This window comes from Pseudomonas sp. rhizo25 (assembly GCF_031931935.1).
Classification (GTDB): domain Bacteria; phylum Pseudomonadota; class Gammaproteobacteria; order Pseudomonadales; family Pseudomonadaceae; genus Aquipseudomonas; species Aquipseudomonas synxantha.
On sequence record NZ_JAUJXA010000001.1, the window covers coordinates 525,101 to 541,968 of the forward strand.

At 60.1% G+C, this 16,868-nt stretch carries 15 protein-coding genes; 7 read left to right on the plus strand and 8 right to left on the minus strand.

The window, feature by feature from the left end; all coding sequences use genetic code 11:
• Positions 1–49: 49 nt before the first annotated feature.
• The 7 genes from recO to lptF all read right to left on the minus strand — a co-directional run bounded on the left by recO (position 50) and on the right by lptF (position 7,642).
• Positions 50–739, minus strand: a complete 690-nt coding sequence (recO, locus tag QZR30_RS02500; RefSeq protein WP_046071089.1) for a DNA repair protein RecO — start codon at positions 737–739, stop codon at positions 50–52.
• A gap of 164 nt (positions 740–903) precedes the next feature.
• Positions 904–1,806, minus strand: a complete 903-nt coding sequence (gene era / locus QZR30_RS02505) for a GTPase Era (protein WP_029297473.1) — start codon at positions 1,804–1,806, stop codon at positions 904–906.
• Positions 1,799–2,488 carry a ribonuclease III gene (gene rnc, locus QZR30_RS02510; protein WP_003188856.1) on the minus strand — a complete coding sequence of 230 codons (690 nt, stop codon included), beginning with the start codon at positions 2,486–2,488 and terminating at the stop codon, positions 1,799–1,801. Before rnc ends, era begins: the two co-directional genes overlap by 8 nt.
• Before the next feature lie 152 nt (positions 2,489–2,640).
• Positions 2,641–3,495, minus strand: a complete 855-nt coding sequence (gene lepB / locus QZR30_RS02515; RefSeq protein WP_046071088.1) for a signal peptidase I — start codon at positions 3,493–3,495, stop codon at positions 2,641–2,643.
• A 5-nt stretch (positions 3,496–3,500) separates the two neighbouring features.
• The gene (lepA, locus tag QZR30_RS02520; RefSeq protein ID WP_043048666.1) at positions 3,501–5,300 is read right to left on the minus strand and encodes a translation elongation factor 4; all 1,800 of its coding nucleotides are present in this window, start codon (positions 5,298–5,300) and stop codon (positions 3,501–3,503) included.
• Positions 5,301–5,451: 151 nt separating this feature from the next.
• Positions 5,452–6,531, minus strand: a complete 1,080-nt coding sequence (gene lptG / locus QZR30_RS02525) for an LPS export ABC transporter permease LptG (RefSeq protein ID WP_046071087.1) — start codon at positions 6,529–6,531, stop codon at positions 5,452–5,454.
• Positions 6,524–7,642, minus strand: a complete 1,119-nt coding sequence (gene lptF, locus QZR30_RS02530; protein ID WP_046071086.1) for an LPS export ABC transporter permease LptF — start codon at positions 7,640–7,642, stop codon at positions 6,524–6,526. The genes lptG and lptF overlap by 8 nt, the downstream gene beginning before the upstream one ends.
• 282 nt (positions 7,643–7,924) lie before the next feature.
• On the opposite strand from lptF, the gene QZR30_RS02535 reads away from it, so the two are divergent.
• From QZR30_RS02535 to rlmF, 5 genes are all read left to right on the plus strand, one after another.
• Complete coding sequence (locus QZR30_RS02535; RefSeq protein ID WP_046071085.1) at positions 7,925–9,415, plus strand: leucyl aminopeptidase; 1,491 nt, start codon at positions 7,925–7,927, stop codon at positions 9,413–9,415.
• Between the two features lie 73 nt (positions 9,416–9,488).
• Positions 9,489–9,917, plus strand: coding sequence for a DNA polymerase III subunit chi (locus tag QZR30_RS02540; protein ID WP_056845448.1), 429 nt, complete (start codon positions 9,489–9,491; stop codon positions 9,915–9,917).
• A 7-nt stretch (positions 9,918–9,924) separates the two neighbouring features.
• Positions 9,925–10,299, plus strand: coding sequence for a hypothetical protein (locus QZR30_RS02545; RefSeq protein ID WP_046071083.1), 375 nt, complete (start codon positions 9,925–9,927; stop codon positions 10,297–10,299).
• 212 nt (positions 10,300–10,511) lie between these two features.
• The gene (locus QZR30_RS02550) at positions 10,512–13,358 is read left to right on the plus strand and encodes a valine--tRNA ligase (RefSeq protein ID WP_059398016.1); all 2,847 of its coding nucleotides are present in this window, start codon (positions 10,512–10,514) and stop codon (positions 13,356–13,358) included.
• A 204-nt stretch (positions 13,359–13,562) separates the two neighbouring features.
• On the plus strand, positions 13,563–14,579 hold the full coding sequence (gene rlmF, locus QZR30_RS02555) for a 23S rRNA (adenine(1618)-N(6))-methyltransferase RlmF (protein ID WP_046071081.1): 1,017 nt from the start codon (positions 13,563–13,565) through the stop codon (positions 14,577–14,579).
• A 181-nt stretch (positions 14,580–14,760) separates the two neighbouring features.
• Here the strand turns inward: rlmF and QZR30_RS02560 are convergent, their stop codons facing one another.
• The gene (locus QZR30_RS02560; protein WP_005785131.1) at positions 14,761–15,042 is read right to left on the minus strand and encodes an HU family DNA-binding protein; all 282 of its coding nucleotides are present in this window, start codon (positions 15,040–15,042) and stop codon (positions 14,761–14,763) included.
• 396 nt (positions 15,043–15,438) lie between these two features.
• On the opposite strand from QZR30_RS02560, the gene yejK reads away from it, so the two are divergent.
• Positions 15,439–16,443 (plus strand): nucleoid-associated protein YejK, encoded by a 1,005-nt coding sequence (gene yejK, locus QZR30_RS02565; RefSeq protein WP_003171997.1) that lies wholly within the window; start codon positions 15,439–15,441, stop codon positions 16,441–16,443.
• Positions 16,443–16,793, plus strand: a complete 351-nt coding sequence (locus QZR30_RS02570; protein ID WP_046071080.1) for a glutaredoxin family protein — start codon at positions 16,443–16,445, stop codon at positions 16,791–16,793. Before yejK ends, QZR30_RS02570 begins: the two co-directional genes overlap by 1 nt.
• The last annotated feature ends 75 nt before the right edge of the window (positions 16,794–16,868 follow it).

Genomic DNA, 16,868 nt, shown 5'->3' on the forward strand with positions numbered 1-16,868 from the left:
AAGCACTCCTGAAAAGGGAAAGAATCGGTGCACAGCATACACGGGGATGTCAGGGCTTTCGAAACAACTCGCGACTGACCAGCGGCCGCCCGCCCAGATGCACGGCCAGGGCCTGGCGCATCAAACGCTTGGCGGCGGACAAGGCACCCGGCGCAGTCCAATCCGCGTCACTCATGGCCAGCAGTTCGGAGCCCTGGAACAGGCCCGGTTGCAGCAGGTACACACGCTCCAGGCCAGCGTCCACTTGCAGGCGGTACATGCCATCGGCGGCGATGGGCTCGCCGTGCAGGTCGTTACTCAGTTCGAAGCCGTAGCCAAGGTCGTCGAGCAAGCGCCATTCGAAGGCGCGCAGCAACGGCTCCAGGGGCCGGCCTTCGGCCAGGGCCAGCAACGTGGCGGCGTAGTGATCGAAGACCGCCGGGTGCGGGTCTTCGGCGGGCAACAGGCGGATCAGCAGTTCATTGAGGTAAAGGCCACTGAACAGTGCATCCCCATTTAGCCAGGCGCTGGTGCCGACGCTTTCCAGGCGGCCGACGTTCTTCAGCTCGCCCTTGCCGCGAAACTCCACATCCAGGGCCACGAACGGCCGCGCCAACGTACCCGCCTTGCCTCGCGCACTGCGCAATACCGCGCGCAAGCGGCCTTGAGGCGTGAGGAAGTCCACCAAAGCGCTGGTCTCACGATAGGCGCGGCTGTGCAGCACGTAGGCGAGTTGGCTGGGAGGCGGGGATTGGGACATGGATGCTCACTGTTGGAATGCATTTTTGAAAACGACACAAACCCAATGTGGGAGGGGGCTTGCCCCCGATTGCAGTGTGTCAGTCACTTAATGGTTAACTGACCCACCGCTATCGGGAGCAAGCCCCCTCTCACACTTTTCAGCCCTGTGGTGCATTCGAGACCTTACAGGTCGCCATAGCCCAGGGAGCGCAGTGCACGCTCGTCATCGGACCAGCCGCCCTTAACCTTCACCCACAGGTTAAGCATGATCTTGGAGTCGAACAGCAATTCCATATCCTTGCGCGCTTCGGTGCCGATGCGCTTGATGCGCTCGCCCTTGTCGCCAATGATGATTTTCTTCTGGCCGTCACGTTCGACGAGGATCAGCGCATGGATATGCAGGGTCTTGCCCTGCTGCTTGAACTCTTCGATTTCCACGGTGATCTGGTACGGCAGCTCGGCGCCCATCTGGCGCATGATTTTCTCGCGCACCAGTTCAGCGGCGAGGAAGCGGCTGCTGCGGTCGGTGATCTGGTCTTCCGGGAAGAAGTGCTCGTTCTCCGGCAGGTAACCGGCGATCACGCGCTCCAGGGCTTCGAGGTTGTGGCCGTGCTGGGCCGAGATCGGCATGATCTGGGCGTTCGGCAGTTGTTCCTGCAGCCAGCTCAGGTGCGGCATCAGTTCGGCCTTGTCTTCGATGCGATCGGTCTTGTTCAACGCCACGATCAACGGGCCGGTGACGTACTGCACGCGCTCGAGGACCATCTGGTCTTCGTCGGTCCACTTGGTGCGGTCGACCACGAAGATCACCACGTCGACGTCTTTCAACGCCGCCGAAGCGGTCTTGTTCATGTAGCGGTTCAGGGCTTTCTCGCCGCCTTTGTGCATGCCCGGGGTATCGACGTAGACCGCTTGCACGTTGCCTTCGGTCTTGATGCCCAGCATGTTGTGGCGGGTGGTCTGGGGCTTGCGCGAGGTGATCGCGAGCTTCTGGCCGAGGATGTGGTTGAGCAGCGTGGACTTGCCCACGTTCGGGCGGCCGACGATGGCAACATAGCCACAGCGTGTTGCGGTTGAATCAGTCATGGCCATTCTCCACGCCCAGGGCAATCAGTGCTGCAGCGGCCGCTACCTGTTCGGCAATACGACGGCTCACACCCTGACCTCGGCTTTTTTCGTTCAATAAGGTGATTTCACATTCCACGAAGAACACGCGGCAATGGGGCTCACCCTGGATATCTACCACTTCGTAGCGTGGCAGTTCGCAACCGCGGGACTGCAGGTATTCCTGCAGGCGGGTCTTGGGATCTTTGTTGGTGTCGACCAGTGTCAGGCTTTCGATTTCCGATGCCAGCCAGGCAACCACGCGCTCCTTGGCCGTCTCCATTCCTGCATCGAGGTAGATCGCACCGATCAATGCTTCCAGGGCATCGGCCAGAATCGATTCGCGACGGAAACCGCCGCTTTTCAACTCACCGGACCCTAGCCGCAGGTACTCGCCCAAGCCGAAACCGCGGGCCAGCACGGCCAGGGTCTCGCCTTTCACAAGGCGAGCCCGCAGGCGCGAAAGCTGGCCTTCGCGCGCTTGCGGAAAACGCTCGAACAGCGCCTCACCGGCGGCGAAATTGAGGATGGCATCACCGAGGAATTCCAGGCGCTCGTTATTGCGCCCTGCAAAGCTGCGGTGTGTGAGGGCAAGGACCATCAATTCCTGGTCCTTGAAGGTATAGCCGAGCTGGCGCTCGAGACGGCTTAGAGAAACGGTCACGGTTTATCCATATCTAGTTGGTGGCACCGGCGGCCATCGACGATTGACGCAATGTTCAAATTCACATCCTGATTGGTGCTGCATGAGGCCGGACGGTTAATTGTCCAAGCCCCAGAAAAGCATTCGGCGCTGTGTTCACAGCGCCGCCTGTATTACTTGATCAGCCCGACCCGCGAGAAGTTCGGCAGGTGGCTGAGCTTGGGCTCCGGCCAACTCATCCAGACCGCGAAGGCTTTGCCGACGATATTCTCGTCGGGCACCATGCCCAGCAGGTCCTTGGGAATATTGGGGTCATCCCAGTAACGGCTGTCGTTGGAGTTGTCGCGGTTGTCGCCCATCATGAAATAGTGCCCGGCAGGCACTTTCCACTCGCCATCAGGCATCGCGCGGTAGCGGCTCATTTCCTTGCGGATTTCGTGCTCTACCGTGCCGAGTTTTTCCTGATACAGCTCGGCGCTGCCCAGCGTATTCGGCTCGGCGCCCAGCAGCTTCTCGGCCACTGACTCACCGTTGATCAACAGGCGCTTGTCGCTGGTGTAGCGCACCACGTCGCCCGGCAGGCCGACGACACGCTTGATGTAGTTGACGTTAGGGTCGCTTGGGTAGCGGAACACCATCACATCGCCGCGCTGCGGGTCACCGACCGGGATGACTTTCTTGTCGATCACCGGCAGGCGAATCCCGTAGGAAAACTTGTTCACCAGGATGAAGTCACCCACGTCCAGGGTCGGTTTCATCGACCCCGAAGGGATCTGGAATGGCTCTACAAGAAACGAGCGCAGCACCAGCACGATGAACAACACCGGGAAGAACGACTTGCCGTATTCAACCAGCAAGGGCTCTTTGTTGAGCTTCTCGACCACCACCGCATCGGGCTGGCTGACGCTGCCCTGATAGGAAGCGATGGCTGCCCGCCGACGCGGGGCGAAAAACACCAGATCGAGCAACGCCAGGAAACCACAGACGGCAACGGCGATGACCAGCAACAGCGGGAAATTTAGTGACATAGGACCTAACTATCCAACCTGAGCACCGCAAGGAAGGCTTCTTGTGGAATTTCCACGTTGCCCACTTGCTTCATGCGTTTTTTACCGGCCTTTTGCTTCTCAAGCAGCTTGCGCTTACGGCTTACGTCGCCGCCGTAGCATTTGGCCAGTACGTTCTTTCTGAGAGCCTTGACGGAGGTCCGCGCAATGATCTGCCCGCCAATGGCGGCCTGGATCGCGACGTCGAACATCTGGCGCGGAATCAGTTCTTTCATCTTCTCGGTCAACTGGCGACCTTTGTAGTGCGCGTTGTCCTTGTGCACGATCAGTGCCAGGGCATCGACCTTGTCGCCGTTGATCAACACATCCAGTTTCACCAGATTAGCCGATTGGTAACGGTCGAAATGGTAATCCAGCGAAGCATAGCCGCGACTGGTGGATTTGAGACGGTCGAAGAAGTCCAGGACCACTTCGTTCATCGGCAAGTCGTAGGTCACTTGCACCTGGGTACCGAGGAAGAGCATGTCGTGCTGTACGCCACGCTTTTCGATACACAAGGTAATCACATTGCCCAGGTGTTCCTGTGGCACAAGGATATTGGCGCGCACGATCGGTTCGCGCATGTCTTCGATGGAAGACAGGTCTGGAAGCTTGGACGGGTTGTCGACGTAAATCGTTTCACCGGTTTTCAGCGCCAGCTCAAAAATAACGGTCGGTGCCGTAGTGATCAGGTCCAGGTCGTATTCGCGCTCGAGGCGCTCCTGGATGATTTCCATGTGCAGCATGCCCAGGAACCCGCAGCGGAAGCCGAAGCCCAGGGCATCGGAGCTTTCCGGGGTGTACTGCAGCGACGAGTCGTTGAGCGTCAGCTTCTGCAAGGCTTCACGGAAGTCTTCGAAGTCGTCGGAGCTGACCGGGAACAGGCCGGCGTAGACCTGCGGCTGGATACGCTTGAAGCCCGGCAGCATGGCGACGTCGGGGGTAGAGCTCAAAGTCAGGGTGTCACCTACCGGCGCACCATGGATGTCCTTGATACCTGCGATGATGAAGCCTACTTCACCGGCTTTCAGATCAGTGGTGGCGGTGTGCTTGGGGTTGAATACACCGACGCTGTCCACCAGGTGGATCTTGCCGGTGGACTTGACCAGGATCTTGTCGCCCTTCTTCACACGGCCATGGCGCACGCGTACCAGGGAGACAACCCCCAGGTAGTTGTCGAACCAGGAGTCGATGATCAACGCTTGCAGCGGATCTTCGTAGTTGCCGGTTGGCGCGGGAATGGTCTTGACCAGGCGCTCGAGCACTTCGTCGACGCCCAGGCCGGTCTTGGCGCTGCACTCGACGGCGTCGGTGGCGTCAATGCCGATGATTTTCTCGATTTCTTCCTTGACGCGATCAGGGTCGGCTTGAGGCAGGTCGATCTTGTTCAGTACCGGCATGACCTCCAGGCCCTGCTCGATGGCGGTGTAGCAATTGGCCACGGACTGGGCTTCAACGCCCTGCCCCGCGTCCACCACCAGCAACGCGCCTTCGCAGGCGGCCAGGGAGCGGCTGACTTCATAGGTGAAGTCGACGTGGCCTGGGGTGTCAATGAAATTCAGCTGGTACTTGATACCGTCTTTGGCGGTGTAGTACAGCGTCACGCTGTGGGCCTTGATGGTGATCCCGCGCTCGCGCTCAAGATCCATGGAGTCCAGGACCTGGGCTTCCATTTCACGCTCGGCAAGGCCGCCGCACATCTGGATAAACCGATCGGCCAGCGTCGACTTGCCATGGTCAATGTGGGCGATGATGGAGAAATTGCGGATATGACTCAAATCACTCACGGATCAACACTCAAAAAGGCTGCAGGCAGATTGCCCGCTGAAAAATAGCCGGGAATTGTACCTGATGCTCGGGCCAGGCGTCATCTTTGGTGACCAGAACAAAAATGCCCCGCTCATGGGAGCGGGGCATTTTTTGTGCATAAGCGCGACGTCAACCGGCCCGGCGCAGCAGCCAGAACCCGGCCAGAGTACAGATGGCCGTCGGCACCAGCACCGCAAACAGCGGCGAGAAACCGAACACCAGGCTCGAGGGCCCGAGCAAATCCTGGGCGATGCGGAAGGTAAAGCCCACCAGCACGCCGGTAAATACCCGTTGGCCCAGGGTCACGGAACGCAATGGCCCGAAAATAAAGGAGATCGCCATCAGCACCAGCGCGGCGGTGACCACCGGCTGCAGCACCTTGACCCAGAACGCCAGCCAGTAGCGACCGTTGTTCAGGCCCTGGTCCTTGAGGTAATGGATATAGCTCCACAAACCGGAGATCGGCAGTGCTTCCGGAACCATGACCACCGTATTGAGCAATTCCGGCTTCAGGGCGATATCCCATTGCTCGGTCGGCACATTGATCACTTCGGTGCTGGACTTGGTGCCCTGGCCCACATTACGGAAGTAAGTGGTGGTGACATCGCTCAGTTGCCATTGCTCGGCACTGTATTGCGCGCGCTTGGCAAAGCTGGAGGACAGCATGTGCCGCTCTTTATCAAACGTGTAGCGGGTCACCCCGATCAGCAGGCCGCCTGGCTGCACGGCATTGATGTGGATGAACTCATCACCCTGGCGGTGCCACAGGCCGTGCTTGGCGCTTTGCGCATCGCCCGACCCCTGGGCCAGGGCGCGGTTGGCCTGGGCGGTGGCTTCCGCCGGAGGCGCAACGTATTCGCCGATCAGTACGCTGCACGCCATCAGCAGCAGCATCGGCTTCATCACCGCCCAGACGATACGACCAATGGAGACGCCAGCGGCGCGCATGATGGTCAGTTCGCTGTTGCTGGCCAGGGTGCCCAGGCCAATCAGGCAACCGATCAGCGCGGCCATCGGCATCATGTCGTAGAGACGACGCGGCGCAGTCAGTGCCACGTAGCTCAGCACGTCCGTGACTGTGTAAGTGTCGGTAACGTTGCCCACTTCATCAATGAAGGCGAACAACAAGGCCAGGCCGAGGATGATGCCCAATACCGCCAGGATGGCGATCAGTACGCTGCTACCAATGTAACGATCAAGCTTAGCCACGAGCCAACTCCTTCAGGCCACGACGGCTCTTCATTTTCAAACGGATAGGTTCCCAGTAGAGCAGTCCCAGACCGATCATCAGGAAAACCCCGTGTACCCACCACAGGCCCAGGGCTGGCGGCAACTTGCCCTTCTCCAGGGAACCACGGGCAGAAATCAGGATGGTCAGGTAGGCCATGTACAGCAGGATCGCCGGCAGCAACTTGAGGAAGCGCCCCTGGCGCGGGTTGACGCGCGACAGCGGCACGGCCATCAGAGTCACGATGAACACCAGCAGCGGCAGGGACAGGCGCCATTGCAACTCGGCGACGGAGCGCAATTCCGGGTTACCGAACAGCGATGAGGTGGGCAGTGCGTCGCGGTCGGTGACCTCGTCACTGATCTCGGCCTTCGGCAGCATGACGCCATAGGTGTCGTACTTGATCGCCCGATAATCCGCCAGGCCAGGGCTGCCGTCGTAGCGGTAGCCGTTTTCCAGGATCAGGTAGCGGTTGCCATCGGGACGGATTTCCTGGCGCCCGCTATCGGCCACCAGGATGGTAATGCCACGGTCTTTCTGGTTCTGGCCGAGGTTCTTCTGGGAAATGAACACGCCGCCGAGGTTGGAGCGGTCGTCGGTCATGGTTTCGGTGTAGGTCACCCGCGAACCGTCGCTGAGCGCCTGGAAGCGCCCGGGCTCGAGGGTATCGAACTCAGTCATCGCATCCTGCTTGTTCAGCAGCAGCTGGAACTGCATGGCCCCCTGGGGTGCCAGGCTCATGCTCAACCAGGCCACCACCAGGGCAACGCCGGCGGCCGGCACCATGGTCATGGCCAGCAGGCGCTGCTGGCTCATGCCGGTGGCCGACAACACAGTCATCTCACTTTCCAGGTACAGCCGGCCATAGGCCAGCAATATGCCGAGAAACAGCCCGAGCGGCAGGATCAGCTGCAGCATGCCGGGCATCCGGTAGCCCATGATCAGGAACAGTGAACCTGGATCCAGGGCGCCAGCAGCGGCCTGGGCCAGGAACTTGACGAAACGACCACTCATGATGATGACCAGCAATACCGCACTCACGGCACTCAGGGTCAACAGGACTTCGCGGGATAGATAACGGAAGACGATCAAACCAGACACTCCAGGGTTGTCAGGCTAAGGCGGCCAAACAAGCAAGCATACCGAGTCAGCCCGTTTGCGCGGGCCGGCTAAAAAGATGGGGCATTATCCTGTGATTGGTCGCGCCTGTCACGGAGCTTACTCATGCGCACGCACAAAGCACGCGCCAAGGGTTGTCAGGCTCCGTCGGCGAGGTTCAAACTGCGGCCTTTGTCGCGGGCGGCTTACAACGCCGCCAAGCTTTAAAGCCTGGGTACAAACGCCAGGCTCACCGACCTTATAAGGGACCCGAAAATGGAATTGGTTGTAAAAAGCGTTAGCCCCGAAACGTTGAAAACCGCCACCCTCGTGGTCGCTGTCGGCGAAGGCCGCAAACTCGGCGTCGCCGCCAAGCAACTGGACGAACTGAGCGGCGGCGCTATCAGCGCAGTGCTCAAGCGCGGCGACCTGGCCGGCAAAGTCGGCCAGAGCCTGCTGCTGCAGAGCCTGCCTAACCTTAAAGCCGAGCGTGTCTTGCTGGTGGGCGTGGGCAAGGATGCTGAACTGGGCGACCGTCCGTTCCGCAAAATTGTCAGCGGCATCCTCACCACCCTCAAGGGCCTCGGTGGCACGGATGCGGCACTGGCACTCGACGAAATCGTCATCAAGGGCCGTGACAGCTATGGCAAGACCCGCCTGCTGGCCGAAAGCCTGGTGGACGGCGGCTATACCTTCGACCAGTTCAAGAGCCAGAAGGCCGAACCGCGCGCCCTGAAAAAAATCACCCTGCTGACCATCAAGGCCGCCCAGGCTGAAGTCGAGCGCGCCGTGACCCACGCCCAGGCCATCGCCAAGGGCATGTCGTTCACCCGCGACCTGGGCAACCTGCCGCCGAACATCTGCCACCCGACCTTCCTGGGCGAACAGGCCAAGGCGCTGGGCAAGGAGTTCAAGAGCCTGAAAGTCGAAGTGCTCGACGAGAAGAAGATCAAGGAACTGGGCATGGGCTCGTTCTATGCCGTGGGCCAGGGCAGCGACCAGCCGCCACGCCTGATCGTGATGCAATATAACGGCGCCAAGAAGTCCGAGAAGCCCTACGCCCTGGTGGGTAAAGGCATTACTTTCGACACCGGCGGCATCAGCCTCAAGCCGGGCGCCGGCATGGACGAGATGAAGTACGACATGGGCGGCGCCGCCAGCGTGTTCGGCACCCTGCGTGCGGTGCTGGAACTCAAACTGCCGGTCAACCTGGTGTGCATCCTGGCGTGTGCCGAGAACATGCCGAGCGGCGGCGCTGCCCGCCCAGGCGATATCGTCACGACCATGAGCGGCCAGACCGTGGAAATCCTCAACACCGACGCCGAAGGCCGCCTGGTGCTTTGCGATGCCCTGACCTATGCCGAGCGCTTCAAGCCGCAAGCCGTGATCGACATCGCCACCCTGACCGGGGCCTGCATCGTTGCCCTGGGCTCCCACACCTCGGGCCTGCTGGGCAACAACGACGAACTGATCGAGCAACTGCTCAGCGCCGGCAAGGCCGCCGATGACCGTGCCTGGCAACTGCCGCTGTTCGATGAGTATCAGGAACAGCTGGACAGCCCGTTCGCCGACATCGCCAACATTGGTGGTCCGAAAGCCGGCACCATCACGGCGGCCTGCTTCCTGTCGCGCTTTGCCAAGAACTTCAACTGGGCGCACCTGGACATCGCCGGCACGGCCTGGACCAGCGGCGGCAAGGACAAGGGCGCCACTGGTCGTCCAGTACCGCTGCTGACCCAGTACCTGCTGGATCGCGCCAAAGCCTAAGCGCCACCGGCCCTTCTGTAGGAGCGAGCAAGCTCGTTCCTACAGAACTGGCGGGCCAGCACCAGGAACTGCAATGACCCAAGTCGACTTCTATATATTGCCCAGCGCCGATCCCCTCGCGCGCCTGGACTTTGCCTGCAAGCTCACCGAAAAAGCCTGGCGCATGGGCCACCGCATCTACCTGCATTGCAGCGATGCAGCCCAACGTGACGAACTGGATGCCCGCCTGTGGCGCTTCAAGGGCGAAAGCTTCGTGCCCCACGGCCCCGCCGAATCCGAACCTGAAAGCCTGGTTGTCCTGGGTTTAGGGGACAGTTGCGGCGATCACCAGGACCTGCTGGTCAACCTCGACCTGAAAGTACCGGCCTTTGCCAAGACGTTTGCCCGCGTGGCGGAAGTGGTGGTGGAAGACCCGGCTATTCGTCAGGCCGCGCGGGAGAGTTTTCGTTTCTACCGCGAACAGGGCTATTCTTTGCAGGATCACCGGCTACAACGACTCTGAGTACACGATGGACACTCCCAACCCGCTGAAAAAAGACGACCACCTGCTGGACGACCTTGAGTCGATCCGCCAGTTGCTGGGTGATGACAACCTGCAGCCGCCTCTTCTGACCGACACGGTCGATGGCGAGGTACAGATTCCGCTGCTGTTCGATATGGTCGGCGGCAAGCCTGCCGCACCGGAACCTGTGGTTGCCGAACCCGCTCCGGCCGCAGAAAAAGCCCCCGATGCCCTGCTGCTGCACCTGGACAACGAACTACGCGCCGCCGCGCAACTGATCATGCAGGATGTGATCGACGACTTTGCCCCGCATATTGAAGCTGAGATCAAGCGGCGGATGGATGCGCGCATGGAACGGTTGCTCAGCCAGTACCAGTCCTAAACCACACTGATATTTCCTGTGGGAGGGGGCTTGCTCCCGATAGCGGTGTATCAGCCGATGATTCGGTGGCTGACACTCAGCAATCGGGAGCAAGCCCCCTCCCACATTAGTTTTGCATCAGCCTTAAGTCCGTCTTCAACTCGCCCTCCTCGTCCTGCCCCGTTATACTTGCCGGCTTTCCTGAATAAATGCCAACTAGGGTCCCGCCGCGCATGGATAAGACCTACCAGCCCCACGCTATCGAAACTTCCTGGTACAACACCTGGGAGTCCGAAAACTATTTCGCCCCACAAGGTGCCGGCGACTCCTACACCATCATGATTCCGCCACCGAACGTCACTGGCAGCCTGCACATGGGCCATGGCTTCAACAATGCGATCATGGATGCGTTGATCCGTTTCCGCCGCATGCAGGGCCGCAATACCCTGTGGCAACCGGGCACCGACCACGCCGGTATCGCCACCCAGATGCTGGTGGAGCGTCAACTCGAAGCCACCGGCCAGAGCCGTCACGACCTGGGCCGCGAGAAATTCCTGGAAAAGATCTGGGAATGGAAAGACCAGTCCGGCGGCAATATCAGCCGTCAGATCCGTCGCCTGGGTTCGTCCGTAGACTGGAGCCGCGAGCGCTTCACCATGGACGACGGCCTGTCGGAAGCCGTTAAAGAAGCTTTCGTGCGCCTGCATGAAGACGGCCTGATCTACCGCGGCAAGCGCCTGGTCAACTGGGACACCAAGTTGCACACGGCCATTTCCGACCTCGAAGTGGAAAACCACGACGAAAAAGGCTTCCTGTGGAACCTCAAGTACCCGCTGGCCGACGGCGCCAAGACCGCTGAAGGCAACGACTACCTGATCGTCGCCACTACTCGTCCGGAAACCATGCTCGGCGACGCCGCCGTCGCGGTGAACCCGAACGACGAGCGCTACCAGGCGCTGATCGGCAAGTTCGTCGAACTGCCGCTGGTTGGCCGTCGCATCCCGATTATCGCCGACGACTACTGCGACCCTGAATTCGGCACCGGCTGCGTGAAAATCACTCCGGCCCACGATTTCAACGACTATGAAGTCGGCAAGCGTCACAACCTGCCGCTGCTGAACATCTTCGACAAGAATGCCGCCGTGTTGCCGGCCTGCCAGGTGTTCAACCTGGACGGTACGTTGAACGACAGCATCGACGGCAAAATCCCGGCCGAATACGCCGGTCTCGACCGCTTCGAAGCGCGCAAGCAGATCGTTGCCGCGTTCGACGCTGCCGGGTTGCTGGTCAGCGTTGACGACCATGGCCTGAAAGTGCCGAAGGGCGACCGCTCCGGCACCGTGATCGAGCCGTGGCTGACCGACCAGTGGTACGTGTCCACCAAGCCGCTGGCTGAGCCTGCGATTGCCGCCGTGGAAGATGGCCGTATCCAGTTCGTGCCCAAGCAGTACGAAAACATGTACTTCTCGTGGATGCGCGACATCCAGGACTGGTGCATCAGCCGCCAGCTGTGGTGGGGCCACCGCATCCCGGCCTGGTACGACGAGTCGGGCAAGGTTTACGTTGGCCGCGACGAAGCCGAAGTGCGTGCCAAGCACAACCTGGGCGCGGATGTTGTGCTGCAACAGGACAACGACGTACTCGACACCTGGTTCAGCTCGGGCCTGTGGACTTTCTCCACCCTGGGCTGGCCGCAGCAGACCGAGTTCCTGAAGAAATTCCACTCAACCGACGTGCTGGTCACTGGTTTCGATATCATTTTCTTCTGGGTTGCGCGGATGATCATGCTCACCATGCATTTGGTGAAGAACGAAGACGGCACCCCGCAGGTACCGTTCAAGACCGTGTACGTGCACGGCCTGGTACGCGACGGCCAGGGCCAGAAGATGTCCAAGTCCAAGGGCAACGTCCTGGACCCATTGGACATCATTGACGGCATCGACCTGGAAACCCTGGTGCAGAAACGCACCTCGGGCCTGATGCAGCCGAAGCTGGCGAAAAAGATCGAGAAGCAGACCCGCGACGAATTCGCCGACGGCATCGCCAGCTACGGCACCGACGCCCTGCGCTTCACCTTCTGCTCGCTGGCCTCTACCGGTCGCGACATCAAGTTCGACATGGGCCGCGTCGAAGGCTATCGCAACTTCTGCAACAAGATCTGGAACGCTGCGCGCTACGTGCTGGATAAAGGCGAAGACTGCGGCCAGAACGGCGAAGCCTATGAGTTGAGCCTGGCAGATCGCTGGATCATCTCGCAGTTGCAGCGCACCGAAGCCGAAGTGACCCGCCAGCTCGACCAGTTCCGTTTCGACCTGGCCGCACAGGCCCTGTACGAGTTCATCTGGAACCAGTATTGCGACTGGTACCTGGAACTGTCCAAGCCGGTATTGTGGGACGAAAACGCCCCGGTCGAACGCCAGCGCGGCACCCGTCGCACCCTGGTGCGCGTATTGGAAGTGGCGTTGCGCCTGGCGCATCCGTTCATGCCGTTCATCACCGAAGAAATCTGGCAGCGCCTGGCGCCGCTGGCCGGTATCGAAGGCAAGACCATCATGCTGCAACCTTGGCCGGTGGCCAATGAAGCGCGCATCGATGCGGCCGCCGAAAGCGATATCGAGTGGCTCAAGACCCTGATGCTCGGCACGCGCAACATCCGCGCCGAAATGAACATCGGGCCGGGCAAGCCACTGGCGGTGTTCGTGAAGAACGCCAGCGCTGAAGATCAGCGTCGCCTCAGCGAGAACGACGCGCTGCTTAAGAAGCTGGCGAAGCTGGAGTCGATCACCGTATTGGCTGCCGATGCCGAAGCGCCGCTGTCCGCCACTGCGTTGGTCGGCGACATGGAAGTGCTGGTGCCGATGGCCGGTCTGATCGACAAGGGCGCGGAACTGGCCCGTCTCGACAAGGAAATCGCCCGCCTGCAAGGCGAAGTGCAACGCGTGGGCGGCAAGCTGTCCAACGCGGCGTTCGTCGACAAGGCACCGGCAGAAGTGATCGACAAAGAACGCGCCAAGTTGGCCGAAGCTGAACAGGCTTTGGGCAAGCTGGCCGAGCAACATGCGCGGATCTCCAGCCTGTAAGGTTCAATTCGCGTGAAAAAAGAGACCTCCGGGTCTCTTTTTTTGCCTCTGTGGGAGGGGGCTTGCTCCCGATAGCGGTGGATCAGTCTCAATATTCTTGACTGTCACACCGCTATCGGGAGCAAGCCCCCTCCCACATTTGACCGAGTTGTCCTCGGGAATGTGTGACAATGGCCGCCACTTTGAGCCAACACCAGAATCAACATGACCGCCCCCACTACGCCTAAACCCCCGCGCAAGAAGCCTAAATCCGCTACCCCGGCCAAGCCCGTGGTTCCGCGCAAAGAGGCCACCCTGCACCCGCGCAACCGTCACACAGGCCGTTACGATTTCCCGGCGCTGATCAAGACCACGCCAGAGCTGGCGCAATTCGTGATCATCAATCCCTATGGCAAGGAAAGCATCGACTTTGCCAGCCCGGACGCGGTGCGGGTATTCAACCGGGCCTTGCTCAAGTCGTTCTATGGCATCGAGCATTGGGACATCCCGGCCGATTACCTGTGCCCGCCGGTGCCGGGGCGTGCCGACTATGTGCATTTTCTCGCCGACCTGCTGGCCAGCGTCAACGACGGCAAGATCCCGCGCGGCTCCATCGTCAAGGTGCTGGACATCGGCATGGGCGCCAACTGCGTCTACCCGCTGATTGGCTATATGGAGTATCGCTGGAACTTCCTGGGCTCGGAAGTCGACCCTATAGCCGTCGCCGCCGCCAAGGCCATCGTGCAGTCCAATGACCTGGGCAAGGTCATCCAGCTGCGCCAACAGCCCAACCCCAAGCAGATCCTGCTGGGCTTGCTGGAGCCGGGCGAGCGCTTTGACCTGACCATGTGCAACCCGCCGTTCCATGCGTCCATGGACGAAGCCACCAAGGGTAGCGAGCGCAAGTGGCGTGCCCTGGGCAAGGCCGATCCGAAACGCAAGTTGCCGGTCCTCAACTTCGGTGGCCAATCGGCCGAGCTGTGGTGTGAAGGCGGCGAAGCACGCTTTGTGACGCAGTTGATCGCCGAGAGTGCGCATTTTGCCCACAAGGTGTTGTGGTTCAGCACCCTGGTGTCAAAAGCGTCAAACCTGCCCGCGATCCAGACCGCGCTGAAAAAAGCCGGCGTGCTGGAAAGCCAGGTGGTGGAGATGTCTCAGGGGCAGAAGCAAAGCCGGTTTGTGGCGTGGACGTTCCAGACCAAGAATGAGCAGCAGATCTGGCGCCAGCGCTGGGTCCGCTAGCCCACCTGTAGGAGCGAGCTTGCTCGCGAAAAAACACCAAGGCGCCGCGTTCAACCAGAACGGACGCGTTATCGTTAACGTCTTTCGCGAGCAAGCTCGCTCCTACAGTTAGTTAGAAAAACCGCAGGCAACAAAAAACCGTGCCCGGATCACTCCGAAGCACGGTTTTTTTTACTGCTTCTTACTTGTTAACAGCGTCGGTCAGGCCTTTAGCCACAACCAGCTTGATAACTTTCTTGGCAGCGATTTCGATGGCAGCGCCAGTCGAAGGGTTACGGCCAGTACGGGCAGGACGCTCGGTCACTTTCAGCTTGCCAATGCCTGGCAGAGTGATTTCGCCGCCGTTTTCCAGCTGATCAGCAACGATCTGGCCCAGTTGGTCCAGAGCAGCACGCGCGGTGGTTTTTGGCGCGTCGATAGCTTCAGCGATATCAGCGATCAGTTGGTCTTTAGTCAAAGCCATTGTGGTGTTCCTTCCCTATCAAATTCATATGGATTGCAGAGTGCAGTGTCAGCCGTCGAGCCCGACCGTCATGGCCTGGCATCCCCGGCCATAACCACGGAGATCGGGGTTATAGATGCTTGAAACGGGGATTGGTTCGACCTGACAAATGCTGAATGCACGCTTAACGCCGAGACTTGGCGTAAGACCGGGCAAAACTAGCACAGAGACGGGGAAATATCCGCCTCAACATACCCATTTGGTCAGCTTTATCGCTCTAAACCGTGAAAAAAAGGCATATGGCCGGTCGGAGAAGGGCAAAATGCCCTTCGGGGCACGTCTTGACCAATGGGTGCGGTACACTGGGCGACTTTTCGGGGAGGCCAACCGCTCCCCCTTCAACCAGCCGAGAAGCCTATGCCGATCCGTCATTGCATCGTCCACCTGATCGACAAAAAACCCGACGGCACACCCGCAGTTCTCCACGCCCGCGACTCCGAGCTGTCCGAGTCGGCCGCCATCGAGAACATGCTTGCCGACCTCAACGAGAGCTACAACGCCAAACAAGGCAAGGCCTGGGGTTTCTTCCATGCCGAGTCCGGCGCGCACCCGTTCAGCGGCTGGTTGAAGGAATACTTTGACGGTGGCCAGGATTTCACCACTTTCAGCCGTACCGCCGTGGAGCATCTGCAGAAGCTGATGGAGGAATCCAACCTCTCCACCGGCGGCCACGTGCTATTTGCCCACTACCAGCAAGGCATGACCGACTACCTGGCGATCGCCCTGCTGCACCACAGCGAAGGCGTGGCGGTGACCGACGAGCTGGACGTGACCCCCTCGCGTCACCTGGACCTGGGCCAGTTGCACCTGGCAGCACGCATCAACGTCTCCGAGTGGCAGAACAACAAGCAGTCCAAGCAATACATCTCCTTTATCAAAGGCAAGAACGGCAAGAAGGTCTCGGAGTACTTCCGCGACTTTATCGGCTGCCAGGAAGGCGTCGACGGCCCGGGCGAAACCCGCACCCTGCTCAAGGCGTTCAGCGACTTCGTCGAAAGCGAAGACCTGCCTGACGAATCCGCCCGTGAAAAGACCAAGACCCTGGTGGACTACGCCAGCAGCCAGGCCAAGCTCGGCGAGCCCATGGGCCTGGAAGAACTTTCCGGCCTGATCGATGAAGATCGGCCAAAAGCCTTCTACGACCATATCCGCAACAAGGACTACGGCCTGTCGCCGGAAATCCCGGCGGACAAACGCACCCTCAACCAGTTCCGCCGTTTCACCGGGCGCGCCGAGGGCTTGTCCATCAGCTTTGAAGCACACCTGCTGGGCGACAAGATCGAGTACGACGAAGCTGCCGGCACCTTGATCATCAAGGGCCTGCCGACCCAACTGACCGACCAGCTCAAGCGTCGTAATTGATGCTGGGCGGGGTCTTCAAGAAAGTCCTGCTGGTATTGCTGGTGGTGGTGGTGATCCAGAACTGGGGCAAGGTCGAGCGGCTGTTCAACCCGTCCCAGGTGGTTTCGGAACAGGTACGCAACTCGGCACGTGTGGTGCTGTATTCCACGCAGTGGTGCGGATACTGCAAGCAGATCCGACGTTTTCTGGACCAGAAGGGTATCCCGTACCAGGCGCTGGATATCGAGAAGGACGCCCAGGCGCGCAAGGCCTATGAGGCGTTGGGTGGTGGCGGAATTCCATTTGTGGACGTCAATGGCACACTGATCCGCGACTACGACCCGGATGCGATCATGGCGGCCCTGAAATAACCCAGCTCCTGAAACACCGTGGATCAAATGTGGGAGGGGCGGTGCGACGATTCGACTTGCTCCCTCCCACATTTG

Excerpts from the sequence above, each read along its gene's own strand:
- QZR30_RS02570 (WP_046071080.1), top strand. The coding sequence starts at position 16,443 with ATGCTGGGCGGGGTCTTCAAGAAAGTCCTGCTGGTATTGCTGGTGGTG.
- rlmF (WP_046071081.1), top strand. The coding sequence starts at position 13,563 with ATGACCGCCCCCACTACGCCTAAACCCCCGCGCAAGAAGCCTAAATCC.
- era (WP_029297473.1), bottom strand. The coding sequence starts at position 1,806 with ATGACTGATTCAACCGCAACACGCTGTGGCTATGTTGCCATCGTCGGC.
- QZR30_RS02560 (WP_005785131.1), bottom strand. The coding sequence starts at position 15,042 with ATGGCTTTGACTAAAGACCAACTGATCGCTGATATCGCTGAAGCTATC.
- yejK (WP_003171997.1), top strand. The coding sequence starts at position 15,439 with ATGCCGATCCGTCATTGCATCGTCCACCTGATCGACAAAAAACCCGAC.
- QZR30_RS02545 (WP_046071083.1), top strand. The coding sequence starts at position 9,925 with ATGGACACTCCCAACCCGCTGAAAAAAGACGACCACCTGCTGGACGAC.
- QZR30_RS02535 (WP_046071085.1), top strand. The coding sequence starts at position 7,925 with ATGGAATTGGTTGTAAAAAGCGTTAGCCCCGAAACGTTGAAAACCGCC.
- recO (WP_046071089.1), bottom strand. The coding sequence starts at position 739 with ATGTCCCAATCCCCGCCTCCCAGCCAACTCGCCTACGTGCTGCACAGC.
- QZR30_RS02540 (WP_056845448.1), top strand. The coding sequence starts at position 9,489 with ATGACCCAAGTCGACTTCTATATATTGCCCAGCGCCGATCCCCTCGCG.
- lepB (WP_046071088.1), bottom strand. The coding sequence starts at position 3,495 with ATGTCACTAAATTTCCCGCTGTTGCTGGTCATCGCCGTTGCCGTCTGT.
- QZR30_RS02550 (WP_059398016.1), top strand. The coding sequence starts at position 10,512 with ATGGATAAGACCTACCAGCCCCACGCTATCGAAACTTCCTGGTACAAC.